The organism is Paenibacillus sp. MZ03-122A, assembly GCF_024213325.1.
GTDB classification, from domain to species: domain Bacteria; phylum Bacillota; class Bacilli; order Paenibacillales; family Paenibacillaceae; genus Paenibacillus; species Paenibacillus polymyxa_B.
Window position 1 is genome coordinate 76,938 of the sequence record NZ_JANAVI010000004.1, and the last position, 21,822, is coordinate 98,759.

Genomic DNA, 21,822 nt, shown 5'->3' on the forward strand with positions numbered 1-21,822 from the left:
AGGCATCCGCAATCATGCAGGATGCCTCTTTTTCTGTATTCAGGGCAGGAAAAATTTCCTTAACCTTATGAGAGGTGAACAAAGTGGCAGATTTAAGTAAAGATGTAGTAGGTGCGCGTATAAGCTTGGATACAAGCAAGATTTTGCCTGCTTTCAAAATTATAGATAATGGGGCTAGAGCTAACGCTGAATCGTTCAAAGTGTTGAATGCTGAATTGGGTGTGAGTGAAAAGAATTTCAAATCTCTTGCCAGCAACGCGGATAAGTTTGCTCTTTCCGCTGAAGACAGACGAAAGAAAATTCTTGCTGAGTCAGAAGCGCTTGTAAAGCAACGTACAGTACAAGCCGAATTAAATACTGCTCGGAAGAATCAACTGGATCAGGCCAATAAGATAACCGACGAAAAGCTTAGAGCGCAGCAGACTATTGTAAAAAAGCGTGAGGATGCAATTGAACAGCAGGAACGTGAACACCTGAAGCGTATGGAGACTTTGCAGAATAAAGCTTCACTGACGGGGCAGAGATCGGCAAAGGTCTCAGGGGCTGGGGCTGACGACAGGACGCGTGAACGTGTCTTAATGGAAGAACAGTCCATACGGATGAAGATATCTCAACTGGCAGAGAAAGAAGCACAGCAGGCACGTAAGAACGCACAGGACTACGAAAAGTTTTGGGTGAATGCATTACGTGCTAGGGAGCAAAAAGAGGCACAAGTCCGTGAGAAAGTCCTTCAGGAAGAACAGAAGATCCGGCGCTCTTTGAGCCAAACCGAAGCGCAAATGAAGCAGACTTTCAATACAACTCCTAACTGGATTAGCCGAGTAGGTGATATGGCTACTCATGCCGCTGTATTCCACACGGCATATGCAGCTATGCATAAAGTACAGGAAGCCTTAAGAGAGGGCATAGTCGGTATTGAATCTAATATGGCAGGCTACGTTCAGACGAATGAGCATTATTTCCTTGAGTACAACGAGGGTACTAAGGAAATGGTGATGAACACTGAGAAGTTGCACGACGAGACAACCAAGTTTATCCGGACGGCTCATGATCTTGGTTCAGAAATCATGGATGTTACCGAATCAGCACGTCTGTGGGGCCGGATGTATAAGGATGCAGGCGTAGTACAAGAAATGGTGCGTAAATCGACTATGCTTTCAACTGTCGATTTGGTTTCTCTTGAAGGTGCGACTAAATCAATGGAGTCCACATTTGCTCAATATGGTGTGCAGATTAAAGACAGCAATGATGCAATGGTGCTCGGTGGTCGTGTGCTGGATAGTTGGAGTAAAGTAGCGCATGACACAATGGCACCGGCACGGGACTTGGGTGCGGCATTTGAGCGTACAGGTAAGATTGCGGCAGAAACAGGCGTAAGCTTCGACTTTATGAACGGTCTTATCTCAGCCGGTGTACGTAATACGGCACTGAGCGGGGAAAACCTAGGTAACATGTGGAAGACAGTCTTAGGTACAATTCGTACAGATAAAGCCGTAGCAGAGATTGAGAGATTAGGAGTTCAAACAAAAGAAGTTGTAAATGGTACAGAGCAGTGGAAAAGGGCAGAAGATATCCTTTTGGAGTTATCGACCAAAGTAATCGACAAAAACTATGACCTTACGAAATCCTACGCGGATATTTCCCGCGGTGTTTACCAGTACGCTAAATTGGCTGCTTCCTTAAACGCAGGGGATATCTTGCTGGGTACAGCAGCGTCTATCGGTTCTACCGGATCAACAATGGAGTACTTGAAAGTCCAGATGGATACCATACAGCGTAAAGCAGCTCAGACCAAAGCTTCTTTGCTTGAGATATTTAATAATGCAGGCGACGATGGCTTGAGAAGAACAATCAAGGATGTATTGGATGCAATTGACCAACTACTTATTGGACTAACAAAAGTGCCTCCTGGTGTATTTGAGGGAACAGCGGCTATTGGCGGGCTACTGCTTGCATATAAAGCTCTGAGCGGCCCGATCATGAATGTAATTGCTGCTGTAAAAGTATTGACGACTGCAAAGGCTGCGGAAACTGCCGCTATTGGCGCTAATACGGTAGCTAACAACGTTAATATCGTTTCCTCACAAGGAGCAACTCTTTCAACAGTTCAGAGAGTCGCCGCTACCGAAGGAGCTACAGTAGCACAAGGAGCTTTAACGGTAGCAACCGAGGGAGCTACAGTAGCTACAAAGTCATTGTCTGTTGCTCAAGCCACAGCTACTGTGACAACAGCAGCCGCTACAGCAGGATTGAGCTTACTTGTTGGCGCAATAGCGCTCGTAGCGATGAATAGTGGTAAGGAAGAAAAAGCTGCGAGGGATCGGATTCAAAATTTAAAGGATCAAGACTCAGCATCACAACAAATGGTTAGCCAGTACCAACGACAGATAGAATTGTTACCGAAATTGGCTAATGCACATCGTTCTCTTGAACAGTCATTAAGGCTTAGTAGCGGTTCGACAGAAAAGGAAACACAAGTGAAAAAACAACTCGAAGAGATTTCGAAAGCGCTGGTCATTACTCTTGGAAAAGAAGGGGCCAAGCAACTTGAAGCTGCTGGTTATACGGATGAGGCTGTACAGGTGCAAGTTGCTGCTTTGAATAAACTCATAGAGAAGCAAAATGAAGCCCGAAAAAATGTATTGAAAGATCAACAATCGCAATTAATCGAACAACAAAAGCAAAAAATAAATGAGATTACAGAAGCCACCAAAGAACTAGAACGAGTGAAGAGAGTCATCAATAATGATCTTGTGAATTGGGCTGGTGTAGGAGAATTCAAGGAAGATGCAGCAGGTCTTGAAGAAAAAATCAAATCGTTAGAACAAGAAAACAATAAGCTTACTTTGTCTATAACGGAAGTAGGTGTGGCTTTAGGTCAGACAGCTGTTGAAACTGACCAATTCGCGGGGAAAGCTGGAACAGCAGCCGAGAGTGTTAGAGCTCAGGAAGAAGCTCTTGCTGATTTAAGAGAACAGATTGAGGGTAACGCCAAGTCTGTTTCAGATATGAATACACTTTTGAGTGAGTTGACGAGTGGACAATCTCTAAATGCGTCAGAAGTTGCTGATTTAATATTGAAATATCCAGACCTTGAAGCGAAGATTTACAAGACAGCCGATGGATGGAAATTCGAAACCGAAGTGGTAGAAAAAGCTCGTCAAGCAAAAGTTGATAAAGCATTTTCTGATATCAATGCAGAAAAAACATCGACTTTTAACACGAAAATAGCTTCTGACGAGAGGTTGAAAATTTATGGAATTGAAGCCCAGGCTATTAAAGACTTGGCACAACTAAAGGCCAATCTAAATGGCGTGATGGTTCGAAGTTCTCTTGAAGCAGTGAAAGTGCAAAAAGAATTAAATAATATGACAGGGGTTAAGTCATTTCTAAATACTCCATTTCAAAATCAACTTAATACAGACAAGGAAAAAATAAAAATATATGACGAGTACGAAAAGGAGATGCATGCTTATGATCAAAAAATTAATGCTCTAACCAAACTTTATAAAGACCCTAAATTTGGCGTGGGTTCTAGCTCTAAAAAAGAGAAGGGAAGTGGGAGAAAAAAAGGTAAAAGTGATGCGGAGAAAGCTGCTGAAAAAGCAGCGAAGGAAGCTTCTGAAGCCCGCAAGGATGCTTACTCTGACGACTTGGATAATTTCAAGTATATCGCTGAACGAAATGAATGGTCTATAGACCAACAGGTAGCAGGGTACAAACGATTGGCTCAGCGACATAAGCAGTACCTATTGGAAGATAAGGATGCAATGAAGCAATGGAGCCGAGATGTTCAGAAACTGAACGATTCCAGATATCAGGAAGATGTTGAAAACCTAGAGCGAAGAAGCGAACGCATGAGACAGGCCAATAAACAGGAAAGTGAAATTGTTAAAACCAGCCTGGATTTTTACAAAAAGGAGCAGAATAAAAATTATCTTCTTCCTGCTAACCGTAGAGAGATTGCCAAACAAATCTACGATTTAACCGTCAAGTACAATGAGCTTCGATATCAAAACAGTGAAAAATGGATTGATAAAGAGACTTCCAAAATGGAAATGGCAGGCCAAAGCCAGATTGCTATCCTCAAAATGGAATATGACGCTTATATGCGTATGAGTAAGGCAAAGGATCGTACCGCCGAACAAAGTTTTGAGTTGCAGCAGAAGATTTATGAGAAACGTAAAGCTCTGGAAGATGAATTCCTGTCCGACTTCCAAAAACGAATCAATTACCAAAAGAGTATGGAAGCCGTATCTGTTTCCGATCAGCTCAATTTATGGACAAAAATGCAGGCTCTTTACAAAGAAGGATCAGAACAGCGGATGGAAATTGATGTGCAGGTTCACGACCTTAAAAAACAGCTTCTTGAAGATCAGAAGAAGGTTGCTGCCGAAGCTGCTAAAAAGGAGAAGGAGGCACTTGAAAAGACTCGGGACGAGGAAGTAAAGCGTATCGAGGCGGAACGTGATGCTTTTATCGAAGCTCAGGACGCTAAAATTAAGGCCATAGACGACTTGCTTGCCAAGATGCAGACAGCTAACGAAGACGAGGATTATGAACGTGCAATGGCGGAGAAACAAGCGCGCCTTGCCCTGCTACAATCTGCTGTCGGTCCCGAAGGTATTGCCGAACGGAAACAGACTGAAAAAGATATTGAAGATATGCAACGGGAACATAACCGGACGCTTGCTAAGCGTGGCTTGGAGGATCAGAAGAAGAAGCTTCAAGACGAGAAGACTGAGCGGGAAAAGGATTACAATGACCAGATTGAAGCAGCTAAGCGGCATTATGATCAGCTTGCTGAGAAATATGATGAGTATTCAGACGGAGTTGAATCCAAAGCCGAAGACTTGAAAAACACGCAAATCAGCAAAGAATCTGAGAAGAACGCGGAGATTTTGCGTCAGTTAGATCAGTTTATTGCTGACTATCAGATGAAGATGGCGGAGATTAATGCAACCTCGTTGTCCGCTTCCCTGGATACAGGTTCCTCAATCTCTGAAAAGGACAGTGACTTGGCGCGATATAATTCCAATATTGATAAATGGTACTCGGCAGGCACTTCTGAGAAGGCCAAGCTGCACGAAGAAAATGCTGCTCTGCGGAATAAGTATGGCATTAAGAAGGACACAGGGAAACTTCAAAAATTCCATTCTGGCGGGATCATTCAAGGCCAGAAGGGGGCAGAGGTTCCAGTCATTGCCCGAGAAGGGGAAATGTATTTGAATGCTCGACAACAGAGCAACTTGTGGAAGATTATCAATTTCAAAATGCCAGCGCTTAATTTCTCCATGCCAGACTTCTCCATGCCAATGGCTTCGGGCGGTTCAAATCCGCAGCAAATCAGCAACCAGTTCGTAATAAAATCAGGCGATACTTATATTGAAGACGAATCCGCAGCAAAGGTATTTTGGACCGAACGAGATAACTTGGTACGGAGGTTGCAAGTGAGGGGAGGCAAGTCTTAATGATCGACGCAACGGCAGATGGTAAGTCCTTTAAATCCATTGGATTAGGGCTTAAAACTCACAATATACCTGTGCTGCCGCCAACAAAGGACCATTCTCTTGAAATAGCCGAGAGGGATGGGGAATTAGACTTTGGCAGTACTTACGGAGCGAGGACAATTAACCTTGAATGTGTCGTTATGGCAGATGATACAACCCTTGATTACCATAGGAGAGTCGCCCAAGTGGCGGCTCTTTTTAATGCCAAAAAAGGGGATATCGTATTCACGTTTTCGGACTTACCAGGAAGGCGATATATTGGACGCTATGCCGGAACATTGGATATCGAAAAAATACTTTGGGACGGAGAGTTAACTATACCAATCAAAATGGGTGAACATCCGTTTCCCGAGAGTGACGAGAACATTGAAGAGGTCACCATCACACAATCGCCGCAGACTGTTTCAGTTACTTCAGTTGGAGACGAAAGGGCCAGCCCTGTTATCGTCCTGACCAACATTGGTGAAAACGACATACGCAATTTTCGAATTGCAAATGAATATCAAATTGAGTAGGGGGTCTTTTTATGGCAGATATATTACTTAGTAAATCAAACTGGTGGAAAACGGCTTGTATAAACGCTGCTTTACGGGGTACAAATTTTGCTGCCCCTCAGATTGTATATATAGCTCTGTACACAAGCAATCCAACGGATGCAGATACAGGACAGGAAGTGATGGGAGGCGGCTATGTACGGCGTGCTGTAACGTTTGGTGCGCCAGTCATTGCGGATCGTAGGGCAGTTGCAGCCAGTTCGGCAGATGTATCTTTCCCGATTGCAACGGCTGATTGGGGCTTGGTTACCCATATTGGTATTCGCACGGCAGCAACAGGGGGCAATCTAATGTATCACGGAGCCGTGAAAACGCCGCGTACAGTCCAAACTAATGACACACTTCGTTTTATGTCTGGTCAGATTTCGATTGACGAGGGGTAGGGAATAATTATGGAAAAAATGTACGCTCCAGTAGCAAATTCACCACGGACTGAACTGGCTGAAATCATTAACGCGACTCAGACCGAAATCAAGGTAACCAACGCTGCTGTATTGCTTCAAGGTGAGGGTATAGCGGTTGTAGGTAATGGGGATGTAGCGGAAACGATCACATATACAAGCATAGAAGATAACACGCTTAAAGGCTGTATGCGCGGGTTTGAAGGTGTAGCGCGTGCTTGGGCATCCGGGGCTGTGGTGGCACGTAATTTTACCGCGTCCGACTTGCGAGCAGTACAAAAAAACATTGGAGCCATTGACGATAAATTACAAGGCATGGAGCTAACGGATGCCTTTATATATTACGTGGATGCTGTTAACGGTTCAGACTCTAATGATGGTCTGACTAAGGCCGAGGCATTCAAGACCATTGCCAAAGCTGTGAGCGTCATGAAGCCTATAAGCCTGTCCCGGTTCTCCATTGTGCTGTTACCAGGAACGTATGATGAAGATGTTGAGATGAAGCACAAGCTGCGTGCTCAGACGCTGGAACTAAAGGGAGAAACAGAAGATGCTAGCTTATACAAGGTTAAATCTGTCACATTAGACAATTTTACAAACCGTGCAGGCATCTACAATATGACAATCACAACAACTGAAAAGGTTGGTATATCTCTGGTCTACTGTAATCGAACTTTGATTGAAAATGTGGTTATTGAAGGTGCTTCAACAAGCCAGCACGGTATTAGTAGCTATGACGCTAATGCACGAATCGTAAACTGTAAAATATCGAATCGCAATATCGGCATTGCAGCAGATGCCCGTTCTTGGTTCTATATCGAAAATTGCACAGGGTCCGGGAATGTTACAGGTATACAGTCGCAGTTGGGTTCTATTATCGTCGTGGCTGGAACTGTTCCGAAGGGTGTAACAGATGAAAAATCGCCATTATCAGGTCAAATATTCGGGAATACGCCTTTTGTGTACCTTCGTAGCGGGGGATACACCTTGCCAGCTAATTCCGCGCCTGCTGACGTACCCGTTACTACAGTGATGGAAGACAGCTATAGTATGCACGTTGGAAACACGGTGGTTATTAGTAAAAGTGGCTGGTATCACATCAATTTTCTAGCTACGATAGAAAGCCTTCCAAATACTAAAATCGCTGATATAACGGTGTACAAAAATGGGAGCAACTTAACTACCCGCCAAGGAGCTGGGCTAGGTACGGGACTGGTCACATTTTTAACGATGGATGATCAACAATATCTAGCAGCAGGAGACGTAATATCATTCAAAGTCTTTCAAAGTGATTCGGCAGAACACAATGTTTATAACACACAGATGAGGCTTACATGTATCGGGCAAAGAAGGACTTAATTTAGGAGGGAGGTCTATGTTTAATACAGGTGGATTTAATGGCCTTGCTCTTAATTCGGGCAGTTCAACGGATGGGAATGTAATAGATCTATCCGCTCATTTATCCGGTCAGGCACAAATGTATTCCCGGCGTAAAGAGAATAGTGGGGCCGAAGCTGACAATGCATTTAACCTAATGTCCTTCAATGTCACGGACATAGAAACGGTCACGGAATATATATTGGACTTTAATTTAGATATGACCGCAGGCGTGGAACTTTCAGGAGAAGGCCGGGCGCAATCTGATTTTGTTCGGTCTTATGACCTAGAGGCTATGCCAATGTCCGGCGATGGACGCGTAACAGATGCACAGTATACTCGTGAAATTATTCTACAAGCTTTACCTATGTCGGGAGAGGGACGATTGCAGCCTGCCGAGGCCAGCCGATTCCATACAGATTATATTGAGTTTACGGACGTATTCCGTCCTGGTGAAGTCATTACTATAGATGCAGGAAAATTCAAAATTATGAGAAATGGTCAGAACGTCTCGCATCTTTACAATGGTGATTTCTTCGATCTGAATCTCGGAAACAACAACCTGACCTGGACAGACCCAGAGACAGGCCGAACGGTTTTGTTCCGTATTACACACCGAGATAAATTCTTATATTAAGAGAGGTGACTTATGGCTACTCCAACTATGCAAGTATTTGATAAGAATATGCGGCGTGTTGGGACGCTAGTGGACTCTTATGACATTCAGCGCCGCCGCAGGATTAACAGTGACTACGAGTTAACTTTTATGGTCCCAATGACCAGTGAAGACTATAGGGACAAGATAGCAATCAAGGGCCACGTTCGGGATGAGCGTGGTCAATTTTATGTCATTCAGTCTCGTAGTCGATCAAGGGAAGGCCGAAAGCTGACTGCAAATATTTATTGCAATCATGTTATGTTCAAACTGAACGATTACAAGTTTCCGTATGCGTCTTACATTGCAGAAGCCTATGGTATCCATATCAACCAGCTTACAGACCTGATTACAGCTGCTACAGGCGGACGGTTTAAGTTCGTTATTCACGACACATTTGATTTGCACGATGTTAAGGACTTTGGGCGAGGCAATTGTCTTGAAGCGCTTAATAAAATCATTCAGATGTATGAATGTGAAGTCGAGCCAGACAACTTCACAATTAACCTGAGAAAAAAGATCGGGACTGACAACGGATTACAGTATCGGCTTAAAAAGAATATCATATCTAGTTCCTTTAAGGATAAAGGCGAATCCTTGGTGACCAGGATGTTCGCTCAGATGAAGGACGGACGAACTTTTATCGGAATGGATGCGTCCAAACTGACGGACGAGGAGCGGAGTTTGCTTTCCGGTGTGCCGGGAACGATCGTAAACGGGAAGCTGGCTGTTAACTATTTAATTTCACCTTATGCTCAGTATTGGGCCAGCGAGTCAGTTCCTTTTTATGATGGGGAAATCATAGAGCAGGATATTGAAGAACCTGAAGAGTTGCTTAAGGTTACTCGAAAGGCTCTCAGGGAGCAAGAGAACGTAACACTAGAAGTTACCGTATCAACGGCTGACCTATTTAAAATTGACAATACAGAACCAGAACCGCATTTAGGTGACACGGTAATGTGTATTGATCCGGCTATGGATATGAACAAACTCAAAGCCCGAATAACAGAGCTTACAGAGTATCCATATAGCCGTGACAAACATAGTGAACCTACGATATCCAATGTCAATTTACGAGACTATGCGGACATTATCAGTGACTTGGAGAGAAGTAAGAACATTGTTAATAACTCATTTAGTAACGGAAAGATCCGAACAGAAGTTTTTGAAGCATATGCCAAACAAGCTGTCATTGATATCAACAACAGTAAAACGGAATTGATTTATCCACCAGAAGGCGGAATCTTGGCTCAAGAAAAGACAAATCCATTGGAACAAGTACGTCTGACCTCAAAGGGGATAGGCATATCAACAGATGGTTGGAAAACGATCCGCGCTGCTATAACTGCTCGCGGAGTATTGGCAGAACAGATTATTGGGCAACTTGGTAGCTTCGTTTCTTTAGTTATTGGTAGTGGTAATAACGTAACCAAAATAAATACTGACGGAATTAGTGCCGGAAACGATGACTATACTATTGCACCGTTCAAAGTAGATATGCAGGGGAATGTTGTTGCCAGGTCAATCAAGCTTACGGGCCAAATTGACAACTCAGAAATGAATGCTTCAGATATTAGGGCTAGTACAGTTAATGCAAGTACGATACGTGGTAGTAAGTTAATCGGTAATGAGATCGAGGGCGGTATTATTACAGGAGCCTTGTTTCGAACGGCGAAAGAAGGTCGCCGTATTGAAATAAATTCTACTGGTCTCACTGCCTATAACTCACGCGGTGGAGAAGCTGTTTCATTAGGGCAGTACAATGACGGAGGCGGATTATTGTTTATGGATGATGGCTCGCCAAGAGGAAGTGTCTACGGAGATAGAGAAGGATTTCGTTTAGGTAACATGGGACCTATTATTATTCGATCTGTAGACGATGCCACTTATTTAAAAGGTCCTGTAGATTTCTCTGAGGCATTTGTGAGTGGTCTTAGTCTAAAGCTTGGCGATATTGATGGTCTAGAAAAATCAATCAGCAATTTACAGAATGATGCCGCCTTAATAAGAGGTGATATGTATGATGATGTAATTATAAATGCTACTTTTGATCCTGGGTCAAGAAATTTAAAATTGTTTAGCCGTACAAGGACTGTTGCAACCGTTAATATTCCTGCTGGTGGAAATTCAAGCAAGTCAACAACATAGTGCTTACCATACATTCTTTTAAACTAAAATCATCTTGAGCTGGTTTATTAGTTCGCAAACATTGTGTTTACTGCACCTTCTACCGATGGTAATATTAGGACATATATACTATACGGGAGGCAAGACTCATGAAAAAATGGTCTTATTTACTTAGTGGTGTAATAATTGGTGCGGTTGTTGCTACGGCTGGCAGTGCTTTTGCGGATCAAATAAAATCTTTAGTTGGACATACGGTAGCTGGAGAATACTCCGTTAAGGTAAATGGTAGTTCGTTAACAGAAAATGCTATTGTAGTTGATGGCAAAGCACATGTACCTTTGCGTGCGGTATCCGACTCATTAGGAGCTGGTGTGAAAGTGGATGGAAAAACAATTCAAATACTTACAGATAAATCATCCGATACAACTACAACAGAATTGTCTAATACAAACGTTTCATCTGTTGAAAATAAGGATTCTTCTTTTGACAAAGTAGTGACGTCTGGTGAGTTTAAGGATTGGAGTATTACGAGACTGGAGATGAGAAAAGGGGATTTGGAAAAGTCTATACCTGTTTATGAAAAGAGTAAGCAGGGCTATATAGAATCACTTGAAAAATACAACAAATTTAGACAGGAGTACTCAGGTAATAAAAATTTTATGGATAAATTGGATGTTGAGACTAAAGAGACAGAGGAACAATTACAAAAAACAGAGAGTACTATAACTAAATATAAGACTGAACTAGAAGAAATAAATAAAGCTATAGCGGCACTTAAATAAAATCCGTACTAATTACGTAATAAACAAACTATATACTTTATACACAAAAGCCCTCTTAAACAGAGGGCTTTTACTCTTATATAAGGGAATGTATTAGACTGCCTTCAATAATAGAAGCACCCCTATGCCTTAATACGTTTATTAAATCGGGACGCAAATTTCGCAATAATGATTATTAATAAGTTCAACTGTATATCGCTCCAAGATAGGTCTGGTTTCATCTAAGCTGAACTTTTGACTTTCCAACTCCAGGAATATTTCAGTCCAAGCCTTTTGAACAGCTTCTGCTGTATGATTTATTTTAAAAACAGCGTATCTTCCTCCACTAATGTTGCTTAAGTTTACTTCATCAGTGTTAACACAGAAATCATCAGGAAGAACCACACATGCATCGTAGCGACAATTTTCCGGCTTCACAAATGCAGGATTATCTTGGGCAATACCAAGGATAATAGATGTATTATTAAATAAATTATTTGATTTAACCCAATATTTAAATTTCTCCATTAGTTGTGAATTTGCAATACCATAAGGACCAATCTGTCTCATGTATGCAATTTTACAAGACGGTATTTTTTTAATTTCAGCCTTCATATTTTCTTCTCTTTCTTTTTAAAGTACATCGATGTCTGAAACCATCTTATAATGCTTTAAAATGATAAACAACTCCATTTTAAAAATAGTCAAATTAGCGCCTAATGCCCAAAGAGTAGGCTTATAGCGCCGCCTGCTCAACAATCATGTCCCGTTAGTTGAATAGTCTTCACCGTTATACTCTCATTAAGTAAAGTACGGAAAGTGATCATGCATAAAATGAGTCAAAGCATCCTCGATGTTTCTATGCAGGCTCATATATTGGAATAAGATATCCAAGGTGAGTACGGTTTTAGATTCCTCAATACTAATAGTCCAGGTTGGTGGCTCTTCAGAATTATAACTAAATTCCCTAATGATACCGTATGCTATACCTAGATCCTCTAGCCCGTTAATTATCTTGTGTAGAATCTGATCAATCTCGCCTGTCAGTTGGTCAATATGAATCTCACTCTGTTCCCAAGTATTTTTATCATTCCAGTTATCCATTGCCTATTAACCTCCATATGTCATTGATTAAGCCAACAAGTATGTAACAATTATCTCTATGTTGGTTTAACTATGTCACCCAACACTTTGGCACATCTAAAAATAGCTATTCATTTTCTTTACGCTTATATTCTATAATTCGCTGAAGAGAAATATGAATTGCCCTGAGATAACTTACTATGATTATAAAACCGATCACTAAAATAATTATGAGTAGATCCATAGGTAACTCGCTCCTAACTCAAACAAAAGATTATCCCCTATATTACCATAATTAGAGTTTTACTTCCTGTTATCTTGAAAACGTATGGTCTGTTTACAAATTTATTTTCACTGAACAATGTTTCCCTTTAAAATCCGCAGCGTTATAGCACTAGAACCAATTTAAGATATAAGTATGAAAGCCTCTGATAACTCAGGGGCTTATTTTGCGTACAAAGAAAGGTGAGATCGTAATGGATATACTTACAATTCACGGAGTAAGAGGATTTATTGATGGAAACGGCACGCCGCAATTGAATTTGGAGGATGTGGCTCGCGGATTAGGATTTACAGACAAATCCAAAAGTGCAGAGTATGTCAAATGGGATAGAGTGAGGCAGTATATATCGGATTTGAAGTTTTCGACAGAAGTGTCGAAAGATACTTTTATTCCTGAAAACATCTTTTATCGACTGGCAATGAAGGCAAGAAACGAAGTAGCCGAAGCATTTCAGGCCAAGGTAGCTGATGAAATATTGCCGTCGATCAGGAAGCATGGAATATATGCTACGGATAATGTGATTGACAATATCCTCAATAATCCTGACTTTGGAATTGAACTGTTGACTAAGCTCAAGGAAGAACGTGCTGCCAGAGTACAGGCGGAAAGAACAAATGCAATCCTAATGCATGTTAACAAAACCTATACTGCCACAGAGATTGCCAAAGAACTCGGATTTAAGTCAGCAATTGCTCTTAACCATGATTTAGGCAATCGAAAGATTCAATTCAGGCAGAATGACACATGGTTGTTGTATAGCAGATTTGCGGATTGCGGCTATGTTGAAATCAAACAAGAAGTTCTTGATAACGGAAAAGTGATATATCACCGTAGATTTACACAGTTAGGTCGTGAATGGCTTTTGAAAATTTATAATAAGGAGCAATCAAAGGCATCTGCAAACTAAAGGTGTCTTTTTTTTGTGTCTGAGGGAGGTGATGAAACCCGTGGCAAAAATAAAATCTACATTGGATATACAACTGGATCTAACCAGACCTGTTGAGGATTTGACTGAGGTCATTTCTGCTGTAATTGCTTCACAACCACATAAACGTAAAGAAATACTTGAGGGATTGGATATAGCAGTAGGAAATGCATTAGCAGAGATACAGGCCCAAGAGGAAAAGGATCAGAAAACAGACGATGATAGCTCAGGAAAAGTTTCCTGAACAAAGAGACGGGGGAAGCAAGGTGGATAAGTGGGAGGTTTTTAAGTTCAGCACTGCTTTAGGGAGCAGCGCTGTGACGTATTTTTACGGTGGGTGGTCGGGAGTATTGGGGGTGTTACTTGCTCTGGTCATCATTGATTATGTGACCGGATTATTTGCTGCTGGTGCAGAAGGTAAGAAGGGCACTGGACCCGGTTTAAAGAGCAAGATTGGTCTTATCGGTATCGCTCGCAAGGTATTTATTTTTGCAATGGTAGCAGTATCCCATCTGATTGATGGAGTCTTAGGCGATTCGCACCTATTCCGGGATGCGGTCGCCTATTTTTATATGGCAAATGAGCTTTTGTCCATTTTGGAGAATGGCGGCAGACTCGGCGCACCTATCCCGCCAGTGATCCGACAGGCCGTAGAAGTTTTGAAAAGTAAGAGTGGTAAGGAAGGAGAGAAGGAAGATGCAACGACGAAACAGCCGTAATGCAAGAGGGATCGACGTATCCCGATATCAAGGAAAGATTGATTGGAAGGCAGTCAAGGCGGATGGTATTTCATTTGCCTTCATTAAAGCAAGTCAGGGACAACGCTATGTTGATCCGACATTCATAACAAATGCCAAAGGGGCCAAGGAAGCAGGCGTATTGCTGGGAGCATACCATTTCCTAGATGCAACCAACGTTGACGCAGCAAAAGCAGAAGCGAAGCATTTTGCTGATGTGTTGGACCAGGTTGGAGGCGTTAAAACGTTGGATCTTCCTGCGGTAATGGACTATGAAAACAATCCTGGCAACTTGTCCAAAACACTTATTAGTGCTGTAGCGTTGGCCTTCTTGCTGGAGCTGGAGCGACTTACAGGACGCAAGCCCATTATCTATACAGGCAATGCGTTCGCAGCCAATTTTAACGCCTCATTGGGCAGTTACCCATTATGGATAGCCCGTTATAGTGATACTCGCGTCCCGAGCGACACGGTGACATGGAAACGGTGGGATATTTGGCAGTACAGCGATAGCGGCAAGGTAGCTGGAATAAGAGGGAACGTGGATATGAATGAGTATAACGGTACAGCGGACGAGTTGCGAACGCGGTTCACAAAACAGGCTGATGCATCAGATAAGGCGGGAACAGTCGCATCCGGTACGTTTATTGCAAATGGCAAGGAAGCGGGGAAAGCACTCCTGTATGGCTCCAGAACCTATGTACCTCTGCGGTCTTTGGCAAATGCCTTGGGCCTATCTTATCGTTGGGACAACGCCCGCAAGGAAGCCTATTTAAACAGGTCCAAGCTGCAAACTGTCCAACTTGTAGAGGGTACAGCATATGTGCAGCTCAGACCAATTGCTGATGCTTATGGGGCGGTAGTGTCTTGGGATTCAAAGAATAAAATCGCATCGTTGAAAACGAAAGGGGAAAAGTAATCATGCAAACAATTATCGAAACTGTACAGCCTTATGTTAATACCATTGTCACAGCCGCTGCGGGTGTGCTTACAGCATTTGTTTTAGGAGGTCTGAACAAACTCAAGACTAAGGTTAACGTATGGTTAGAGGCGCGTACAACGGCAGCACAGAGGGAAGTAATTCATAAGATCGCTGGGGAAGGATTTGCCTTTGCTCAAACAGCATTTAAAGAAGCTGGAGGAGAACGTAAGCTTCAGGAGGCTTTACAGTATGCTACATTCCGTTTGGCAGAACAAGGCATTACAGTGTCAGTTGTGGAGCTTCAAGCCGCGATTGAGAAGGCATATCTGGAGTATAAGACCAAAACAAAAGCGGTACTCGCTACTGAAGCACAGCCAAACGAGGAGGCAGCACAGGTAGCAGCTAAGGAAGCTGTATCTGGTCTGGCTGCAAAGCTTAATGATTTTTTGGCTCAAGCTACAGCAGAGGTAGCCAATACTGTTCCTGCTCAGGTGCAATCTGAACCTGGACCTATTTCAGCGCCGTTAGAAGCTGTTCAAATGCCTGTAACTACGGAGTAAGGTAAAGCAAATACCCTACCGCTTTTGCTGGTAGGGTAGCTTTTTTAATTATATATATCGTCTTCTGTTGTATCATACGATTTTTTGAAGCTAATTTTTTTCTTTTTTATATATATTATTATTGCTAAAAAGGACAAGGGAATTGGAATATAGGTTCCATAAATATTTATAAGTTCTTTAGAGAAAGGTGTAAAAGACAACACAATAAAAGAAACTACACAAAATAATAAATAGAATAATAATAGTCCTACTAATAAATTTATAAGTTGAAATATGTTAACTAAAAGACCCTCTTTGTTTAGGTACCAACCAAGAAAAGAAAAAAGAGAGCCGAACAGGGCAGCGAGTGACAATCTTATAATGTAACTTAGCCATACTACATCAGTATACGAACTGAAATAAATACCTAAAGCTCCTCCAACAACAGCACCAAAAATTCCAACTATTGTAGTAAGTGATAAACCGTTCATATTTGCAGTTCCTTTCTCAAATAATCAACCTTTTTAATATCCATAGATTACAATGTTTTTGATATAGTCTATCAGGTCTAGGAAATTTTTTCTATATATATTCACAATATAGACCATACGAATTATACTGATAACAACACATAAGGAAGCACCATTGTGCAATTTAAACCCATAGGGGCACTTTACTGACTCAAGTTGGTGGGGTGTCTTTTATTTATGAAGCCTTAAATTTATTTTCCAGAAAATTCTTGACAAATTCATCTGTGGTAAATTATAGTAAGCCTATATCTGAGAAAAGGGGACTTATTATGAAGAAAATGTTTATTTCATTATTTTTAGGAGTGCTTATAACAACTGGTTTATCTGTATCAAGCTTCTCTTCTTTTACATCAGTTGCTGATGCAAAACCGCTTAGGTATACAGTTACTCTTCATCCGAATGAGACTTATCAATTAGGATATGGTCCAGGTTATTGGTACTACATGGGGAGTGGAAAATCAAATGATTTTACAGTATCCCCAAGAGGGCTTATTAAAATATATCCAGACCCAGAAAATATTTCTGTTGGAGATGGAGCATATGCTGGTGAGATATCGACTGTTGATAGATTTGGTGGTGAAGTGGAAACAGTAACGATTAGAATTAAATACTAATATTGTATCTAATAACTCTTATTTTCGTTTATAAACAATTTCACACGTAAGAAAACAACGCTCTTCAATCTGAAAACATCGGTGACACCCTACTGGCTAAGCTGGTGGGGTGTTTTTACGTTTAGGGAGGTTTACATATGTTTAGATGGATTTTCACCGTACTAATTACAATCCTATTAGCTGGCTGCAGCGTACAACAAGACGTTGTAAAGACCACTAAGAGCGACCCTGTAGCCGTTCCGGTAACGCAGGTATCTGCCGATACGGTCAAGCTGGAGTTTCCGTCAGAGCGCTATCCCGAGACAGCCCAGCACATAAAAGAGGCTATAGCATCCGGGAAGTCACCAGTATGCACTATTGACCGTGATGGAGCCGATCATAACCGCGAACTGTCCCTAAAGGGTGTACCCACCAAGAAGGGTAAGGATCGAGATGAATGGCCTATGGCGATGTGTGCAGAAGGTGGAAAGGGCGCGGATATAAAGTACATAAGCCCGAAGGATAATCGTGGAGCTGGATCGTGGGTAGGTCACAAGTTAGACGACTACGCTGACGGAACAAAAGTTGAATTTATCGTTAAATAGTGAAAAGCCTAGCTAAACCACTGAGGTTAGCTAGGCTTTTGCTAGACACTAAGTATGGCAACATTGTATTCATAAAGTGTCTCGGATATAACTCCAGATACTCCCCTGCTTGAGGTTGGTTAGTTAATGTCTCCTGTGAACTGACCAGTAGTACCCCAAGCTTCGCCTTCAACGTTGTTACCGTTCGCTCTGAATTGAATTACATATTTCCCTGAAGGCATTCCATTAGGGAATGAATTAACGCTAGTCCACGTTAATGAGTCTCGTTTACCAACAGTTTTATAGACATATTCTTTCCCGTTACCCTGCAAGCTCCAAGTGAGATTTGATGTTCCTGTATTCTGAACTCTAATCCTTACATGTCCATAACCTTTCTCAACAGTTAATTCCATCGTTGGACTTGTCCCACCAAGAACCTCATGTACCTCTTGGCCAGTTTTTTGGATAACTATACCTCCGTGATCCTTCGAGAATGTAACCCCCGTAACTGGTGCGGCAGAAGCAGCTACAGGAGCTACTGCCATTAGAGCCAAAGCACTTGTAAGGATAATTGCTGTGTTTTTAAAGTTCATCAAAAACCGTCCTCTCGAATGGTATAATTTGTACTAATAACCAATCATACCACAGAAAAAGGAATAAAATGTACATTATTATTAACAAAATGGTAACAAACCATTAATATTCGAAAATACATATTTCATTTAAGTATTGCATGACATATATTTCAAAACTTATTGACAACTGTTAAATTATGGACAACAATAGAATGCAATAATAAAAAGTTTTGGAATTTCTGTGTGGAAGGTGGATATGATATGAAGCATACACCTACGATTAGAGCAGAATTAGACAGATACCTACAACAAGAAGGATTGAGTTTAACACAATTTGGTCATATTGCGGATATGAATAGGGGAGCAGTAAGTGCTATTGTAACAGGAAATAAGCCTTTGTCTATTAAACAACTGGATCGAATTACTGAGGCTATGGGTTTGCCAGAAGGCCATTTTTACGCTTGTTCGTGGAAAATTACATCATCGAGCATCCTCCAAATATGAGGCGAATCGAGCCATTTTTGTTTCGCTGTGCGGAGTTGGACAAGTTGGATGCGATCCGTCGAGTGGTGGGAGCCATCATGGACAATCTACTGTATTCACCCAAACTATTTGAAATTGCAGAAGAATTGTTGGCGCAGGGAAGACATGCGGCTGCATTGCTGCTCTATGAGGGGGTAGCTGAAGCGGAAAAATATCAACATTCTGAACGTTTGGCAGTCTGTCAATATCGCATATTCACGATTCAGATTGGAGACGATCAAAGCCGGAATCTTAAGGCTGCCACACTATTTGAACCCTTCGTGGAACGCCTAGATGAAATAGATCAGCTTGACGCGTTGAAGGATTTAGCTAACGTGTACAGGTCTTTGCGTAAATGGGACAAGGTTGACGAAATAGCTAAATTAATGAGAGCTAAAGCGGAAATTCAATATAATTTGAAACACGAACACAAGAGTCGGGAATGTGAATCTACTAACAAGCTAACGCGTCCTCTGTTTGTGTACATTTCTTATGCTGACCTGCTGTGTGCAGGTGTCTGTGAAGCCAAAGGCGATTATCAGCAAGCTCTACAATATACATACGCCTATGCGGATTTAGAGTGGGTTAGAGAGATGGACGAGGATACACTATATTGGATTAATTTATTCAAAGGTTGGGCGCAAGCTAACGCTGTCGCAAATAAGCTTTTATCTGGAGATATAAACGCCTTATATGATTATGTTGAATACATTGGTGCACCATCAGATACATCTGAACAAGATAAAGTTGCCCAACTGTTGAACATTATGATGACGGCAAACCGATACCAGATAGACGTAAGTGATATACTTCAGCGTTTTGAAACGGATGTTAATTCACTTTTGCAATTTCCGCAATCTAATGACATATATACGAAACAAGTTATACCAGAACAGTATGCACGTTTGAGTTATGAATTAGCTTATTATCATTTATATCGAGGTACATACGACGATGGCTTCAAATACTTGATGTATTCAATGGTAAGTTATCATACACTAAATAATGAGACTTATTTTATAAAATGTATGGTGTTGTTTGAGCGTTATCGAGCTTATGCAGTATCCGAAACCAAGGCAGCATATTTAGAATTTATTGAAAGGGTGTGGATAGCTGATGTTAAGAAAAATGGCGCTATTGATTGTCGCAGCTAGTTTTTTGTTTATCGTGACTATACCTGCTCAGACTCATAGCCACCATCAGAATATCGTACTTTTCGATCAACAAGGAGGGGCTTAAACGTAAGCAAATAAATTCCCCGCTAACCTTAATTGCTTGGCGGGGAATTTTTTACTTGCAGGAATTTACCACCATGCGCCGAATGAATTACTGAGGTGATAGCATGAACCATACATATAAAGTATTAAAGTCGGATATCGAACTATTTGGAGCTGCATTAAGCCAGGTGAGAGTATATGTTGTACAGCCGTTAGGTGAGGATTTTATATCGGTTATAGACTATGGTGGCACTATAGAAAAGTTTTCGCCTGATTCGGTTAAGATTGCTGGGGTGTATTATATACGGAATCAATTTGAATTTAGAGTAGATGTGAAAAAGGACTCCACTGGTATGTAGCCAGAATGGAGTCCTTCGTACTGTTTATTTAGTTGAGTATTCGCTTACTTCAAATGTAAGGATTTTATTGAATATTACGTAATCATTGCGACTGCTAAAAGGGCCTATGTTATTTTTATGTTTATTAATTGCATAAGAAGCTGTGCCTGAACCCGCTTGTTTAGCCTCATACCATGCAATAAAATCATTAACTTCTTTCATACTCAGGTCAAACTCTTTTTCAAGACCAGTATCCATAGTGACAACTAAGATTGCGCGTTCACCGGTTGGCTGTTCTGGGCCCGGAGTAGGTGTGGGGTCGGGTGTAGGTGTAGGATCTGGAGTTGACCCTGGATCTTTACTATAAAAGAAGTCGAATTCGCTAATATTAATGTCTTCGCCACTAAGCGTATACAAAGTGACAAATCTAACACGTTCTAACAATTTTTCATTTGGAAGCTTCGTCAGTTCTCCATTACCAACGTTGGTTTCTAATTGGTCTATATAGCCTGTGTCTCGGTCGTAGAAACTAATTCTTAAACTTTTATAATCACTTTTAAGCTTATATGAATCAATAGTTCTATCTGTACCTAAATCAATCATAATCATCTTATCTTTAGGAAGTAAGTAGCTTGTTTCTTCATTGTTATCTGTTATAAGCGTTGTATTTGCTTTGCTTACATGCGGTCTTCCTATAAAATAAGTATTAGGTACCATTGCAACTACATTTTTTCCGTTGGCATACCCTCCAGTATAGGCACTCACTGATGACAATGGGAGAAAAATAGTAATAAGTAAAGTGAAGCATAAAATTATATTGAGCTTTCTTTTCATGTATAAGTCCCCTTTTTGTTTATTTGCTCAGTAATCATACAAAATTGAAAAAGGGATGTCTAAACATTAATGTCTATATATTCAAAAATAAGTTTAAATGTGGTTTTTAATTTCTGGAGTAATGAGCTCTGCCCGAAAACTGGTATGAGTTCTTTTTATTATGTGACAATATACGCGATACTTCGACATTTCTCCCAATATAGTATTGAGAAGATTAAATACTATGGAGGTGTCATATGATAAAAGGAATCGCAAAAGGATTAATCGTATTTTTGTTGGCAGCTATTTTTTCTGCTCAAGGTGTTTATGCTGAACCGGCAGTAATCAGTCAACAAGCAGTAGCTGGGTATACGTTGGAGTTTCCAAGTTCACGCTACCCTGAAACAGGGGGACATATTAGAGATGCCATTGCAGCCGGACATTCCGCAGTATGCACGATTGACAGGGATGGAGCCGAGGAAAATAGGAAGGAGTCGCTCAAGGGCTATCCGACGAAAAAAGGATATGACCGCGATGAATGGCCGATGGCAATGTGTGCAGAAGGCGGTGCAGGTGCTGATATCCGATACATAACGCCTAGTGATAACCGGGGAGCAGGATCATGGGTAAGTCATCAGTTAGATAAATATGCAGACGGAACTAAGGTAAGATTCATAGTGAAATAAAGATAAGGACTCAACCAGTATAGAAGCTGGCATGAGTCATTTTTAATATCCAATAAAAAATAAATATGCAAGAATATAGAACATATTTAT

General features: G+C 41.3%; 21 protein-coding genes and 1 pseudogene. 17 read left to right on the forward strand and 5 right to left on the reverse strand.

Annotation, left to right across the window (positions count from 1 at the left end):
* Positions 1–83: 83 nt before the first annotated feature.
* The 7 genes from NLX74_RS10440 (at position 84) to NLX74_RS10470 (ending at position 11,406) form a co-directional block, all read left to right on the forward strand.
* Positions 84–5,471 carry a phage tail tape measure protein gene (locus tag NLX74_RS10440; RefSeq protein ID WP_254328661.1) on the forward strand — a complete coding sequence of 1,796 codons (5,388 nt, stop codon included), beginning with the start codon at positions 84–86 and terminating at the stop codon, positions 5,469–5,471.
* On the forward strand, positions 5,471–6,025 hold the full coding sequence (locus tag NLX74_RS10445; RefSeq protein ID WP_069289711.1) for a phage tail domain-containing protein: 555 nt from the start codon (positions 5,471–5,473) through the stop codon (positions 6,023–6,025). Before NLX74_RS10440 ends, NLX74_RS10445 begins: the two co-directional genes overlap by 1 nt.
* Positions 6,026–6,036: 11 nt before the next feature.
* The gene (locus tag NLX74_RS10450; RefSeq protein ID WP_069289710.1) at positions 6,037–6,447 is read left to right on the forward strand and encodes a phage tail fiber protein; all 411 of its coding nucleotides are present in this window, start codon (positions 6,037–6,039) and stop codon (positions 6,445–6,447) included.
* A 9-nt stretch (positions 6,448–6,456) separates the two neighbouring features.
* On the forward strand, positions 6,457–7,824 hold the full coding sequence (locus NLX74_RS10455) for a right-handed parallel beta-helix repeat-containing protein (protein WP_254328662.1): 1,368 nt from the start codon (positions 6,457–6,459) through the stop codon (positions 7,822–7,824).
* 16 nt (positions 7,825–7,840) lie between these two features.
* Positions 7,841–8,479: a phage tail family protein gene (locus tag NLX74_RS10460; protein WP_254328663.1), complete on the forward strand. Its 639-nt coding sequence runs from the start codon at positions 7,841–7,843 to the stop codon at positions 8,477–8,479.
* 12 nt (positions 8,480–8,491) lie between these two features.
* Positions 8,492–10,645, forward strand: coding sequence for a phage tail protein (locus tag NLX74_RS10465; RefSeq protein ID WP_254328664.1), 2,154 nt, complete (start codon positions 8,492–8,494; stop codon positions 10,643–10,645).
* 128 nt (positions 10,646–10,773) lie between these two features.
* Entirely contained in the window at positions 10,774–11,406 is a 633-nt protein-coding gene (locus tag NLX74_RS10470) for a copper amine oxidase N-terminal domain-containing protein (protein WP_254328665.1), read from the forward strand.
* A 141-nt stretch (positions 11,407–11,547) separates the two neighbouring features.
* Here the strand turns inward: NLX74_RS10470 and NLX74_RS10475 are convergent, their stop codons facing one another.
* Both NLX74_RS10475 and NLX74_RS10480 read right to left on the reverse strand, forming a co-directional pair.
* A complete protein-coding gene (locus tag NLX74_RS10475; RefSeq protein ID WP_254328666.1) occupies positions 11,548–12,000 on the reverse strand; it encodes an AraC family transcriptional regulator in 453 nt (150 codons plus the stop codon).
* A gap of 186 nt (positions 12,001–12,186) precedes the next feature.
* On the reverse strand, positions 12,187–12,489 hold the full coding sequence (locus NLX74_RS10480; protein WP_254328667.1) for a hypothetical protein: 303 nt from the start codon (positions 12,487–12,489) through the stop codon (positions 12,187–12,189).
* Positions 12,490–12,944: 455 nt separating this feature from the next.
* Between NLX74_RS10480 and NLX74_RS10485 the strand changes: the two genes are divergently transcribed.
* The 5 genes from NLX74_RS10485 to NLX74_RS10505 are packed head-to-tail and all read left to right on the forward strand — an operon-like array spanning position 12,945 to position 15,895.
* Positions 12,945–13,658: a BRO family protein gene (locus tag NLX74_RS10485; RefSeq protein WP_081330665.1), complete on the forward strand. Its 714-nt coding sequence runs from the start codon at positions 12,945–12,947 to the stop codon at positions 13,656–13,658.
* 31 nt (positions 13,659–13,689) lie between these two features.
* Positions 13,690–13,920: a hypothetical protein gene (locus NLX74_RS10490; protein WP_254328668.1), complete on the forward strand. Its 231-nt coding sequence runs from the start codon at positions 13,690–13,692 to the stop codon at positions 13,918–13,920.
* On the forward strand, positions 13,895–14,395 hold the full coding sequence (locus NLX74_RS10495) for a phage holin family protein (protein ID WP_254328669.1): 501 nt from the start codon (positions 13,895–13,897) through the stop codon (positions 14,393–14,395). Before NLX74_RS10490 ends, NLX74_RS10495 begins: the two co-directional genes overlap by 26 nt.
* The gene (locus NLX74_RS10500) at positions 14,373–15,332 is read left to right on the forward strand and encodes a GH25 family lysozyme (RefSeq protein WP_254328670.1); all 960 of its coding nucleotides are present in this window, start codon (positions 14,373–14,375) and stop codon (positions 15,330–15,332) included. The genes NLX74_RS10495 and NLX74_RS10500 overlap by 23 nt, the downstream gene beginning before the upstream one ends.
* A 2-nt stretch (positions 15,333–15,334) precedes the next feature.
* On the forward strand, positions 15,335–15,895 hold the full coding sequence (locus NLX74_RS10505; RefSeq protein ID WP_254328671.1) for a phage holin, LLH family: 561 nt from the start codon (positions 15,335–15,337) through the stop codon (positions 15,893–15,895).
* Between the two features lie 44 nt (positions 15,896–15,939).
* Here the strand turns inward: NLX74_RS10505 and NLX74_RS10510 are convergent, their stop codons facing one another.
* Entirely contained in the window at positions 15,940–16,365 is a 426-nt protein-coding gene (locus tag NLX74_RS10510) for a hypothetical protein (RefSeq protein ID WP_254328672.1), read from the reverse strand.
* A gap of 308 nt (positions 16,366–16,673) precedes the next feature.
* On the opposite strand from NLX74_RS10510, the gene NLX74_RS10515 reads away from it, so the two are divergent.
* Entirely contained in the window at positions 16,674–17,018 is a 345-nt protein-coding gene (locus NLX74_RS10515; protein ID WP_019687473.1) for a hypothetical protein, read from the forward strand.
* Positions 17,019–17,155: 137 nt separating this feature from the next.
* Entirely contained in the window at positions 17,156–17,602 is a 447-nt protein-coding gene (locus NLX74_RS10520; RefSeq protein ID WP_254328673.1) for a NucA/NucB deoxyribonuclease domain-containing protein, read from the forward strand.
* Positions 17,603–17,721: 119 nt separating this feature from the next.
* Here NLX74_RS10520 and NLX74_RS10525 read toward each other — a convergent pair whose 3' ends face one another.
* Entirely contained in the window at positions 17,722–18,174 is a 453-nt protein-coding gene (locus NLX74_RS10525) for a hypothetical protein (RefSeq protein ID WP_254328674.1), read from the reverse strand.
* A gap of 243 nt (positions 18,175–18,417) precedes the next feature.
* Here NLX74_RS10525 and NLX74_RS10530 point away from each other — a divergent pair.
* Together NLX74_RS10530 and NLX74_RS10535 are read left to right on the forward strand one after the other, a co-directional pair.
* Positions 18,418–19,832: pseudogene (locus NLX74_RS10530) on the forward strand (transcriptional regulator).
* Between the two features lie 188 nt (positions 19,833–20,020).
* On the forward strand, positions 20,021–20,254 hold the full coding sequence (locus NLX74_RS10535) for a hypothetical protein (protein ID WP_254328675.1): 234 nt from the start codon (positions 20,021–20,023) through the stop codon (positions 20,252–20,254).
* A gap of 24 nt (positions 20,255–20,278) precedes the next feature.
* On the opposite strand, the gene NLX74_RS10540 is transcribed toward NLX74_RS10535, so the two are convergent.
* On the reverse strand, positions 20,279–21,067 hold the full coding sequence (locus tag NLX74_RS10540; protein WP_254328676.1) for a hypothetical protein: 789 nt from the start codon (positions 21,065–21,067) through the stop codon (positions 20,279–20,281).
* 236 nt (positions 21,068–21,303) lie between these two features.
* Here NLX74_RS10540 and NLX74_RS10545 point away from each other — a divergent pair, with 236 nt between their 5' ends.
* Positions 21,304–21,732 carry a NucA/NucB deoxyribonuclease domain-containing protein gene (locus tag NLX74_RS10545; protein WP_302058556.1) on the forward strand — a complete coding sequence of 143 codons (429 nt, stop codon included), beginning with the start codon at positions 21,304–21,306 and terminating at the stop codon, positions 21,730–21,732.
* Positions 21,733–21,822 lie beyond the last annotated feature (90 nt).

Excerpts from the sequence above, each read along its gene's own strand:
- NLX74_RS10480 (WP_254328667.1), bottom strand. The coding sequence starts at position 12,489 with ATGGATAACTGGAATGATAAAAATACTTGGGAACAGAGTGAGATTCAT.
- NLX74_RS10505 (WP_254328671.1), top strand. The coding sequence starts at position 15,335 with ATGCAAACAATTATCGAAACTGTACAGCCTTATGTTAATACCATTGTC.
- NLX74_RS10525 (WP_254328674.1), bottom strand. The coding sequence starts at position 18,174 with ATGAACTTTAAAAACACAGCAATTATCCTTACAAGTGCTTTGGCTCTA.
- NLX74_RS10500 (WP_254328670.1), top strand. The coding sequence starts at position 14,373 with ATGCAACGACGAAACAGCCGTAATGCAAGAGGGATCGACGTATCCCGA.
- NLX74_RS10485 (WP_081330665.1), top strand. The coding sequence starts at position 12,945 with ATGGATATACTTACAATTCACGGAGTAAGAGGATTTATTGATGGAAAC.
- NLX74_RS10520 (WP_254328673.1), top strand. The coding sequence starts at position 17,156 with ATGTTTAGATGGATTTTCACCGTACTAATTACAATCCTATTAGCTGGC.
- NLX74_RS10460 (WP_254328663.1), top strand. The coding sequence starts at position 7,841 with ATGTTTAATACAGGTGGATTTAATGGCCTTGCTCTTAATTCGGGCAGT.
- NLX74_RS10545 (WP_302058556.1), top strand. The coding sequence starts at position 21,304 with ATGATAAAAGGAATCGCAAAAGGATTAATCGTATTTTTGTTGGCAGCT.
- NLX74_RS10455 (WP_254328662.1), top strand. The coding sequence starts at position 6,457 with ATGGAAAAAATGTACGCTCCAGTAGCAAATTCACCACGGACTGAACTG.
- NLX74_RS10445 (WP_069289711.1), top strand. The coding sequence starts at position 5,471 with ATGATCGACGCAACGGCAGATGGTAAGTCCTTTAAATCCATTGGATTA.
- NLX74_RS10470 (WP_254328665.1), top strand. The coding sequence starts at position 10,774 with ATGAAAAAATGGTCTTATTTACTTAGTGGTGTAATAATTGGTGCGGTT.
- NLX74_RS10510 (WP_254328672.1), bottom strand. The coding sequence starts at position 16,365 with ATGAACGGTTTATCACTTACTACAATAGTTGGAATTTTTGGTGCTGTT.
- NLX74_RS10450 (WP_069289710.1), top strand. The coding sequence starts at position 6,037 with ATGGCAGATATATTACTTAGTAAATCAAACTGGTGGAAAACGGCTTGT.
- NLX74_RS10475 (WP_254328666.1), bottom strand. The coding sequence starts at position 12,000 with ATGAAGGCTGAAATTAAAAAAATACCGTCTTGTAAAATTGCATACATG.
- NLX74_RS10465 (WP_254328664.1), top strand. The coding sequence starts at position 8,492 with ATGGCTACTCCAACTATGCAAGTATTTGATAAGAATATGCGGCGTGTT.
- NLX74_RS10535 (WP_254328675.1), top strand. The coding sequence starts at position 20,021 with ATGAACCATACATATAAAGTATTAAAGTCGGATATCGAACTATTTGGA.
- NLX74_RS10490 (WP_254328668.1), top strand. The coding sequence starts at position 13,690 with ATGAAACCCGTGGCAAAAATAAAATCTACATTGGATATACAACTGGAT.
- NLX74_RS10540 (WP_254328676.1), bottom strand. The coding sequence starts at position 21,067 with ATGAAAAGAAAGCTCAATATAATTTTATGCTTCACTTTACTTATTACT.
- NLX74_RS10515 (WP_019687473.1), top strand. The coding sequence starts at position 16,674 with ATGAAGAAAATGTTTATTTCATTATTTTTAGGAGTGCTTATAACAACT.
- NLX74_RS10495 (WP_254328669.1), top strand. The coding sequence starts at position 13,895 with ATGATAGCTCAGGAAAAGTTTCCTGAACAAAGAGACGGGGGAAGCAAG.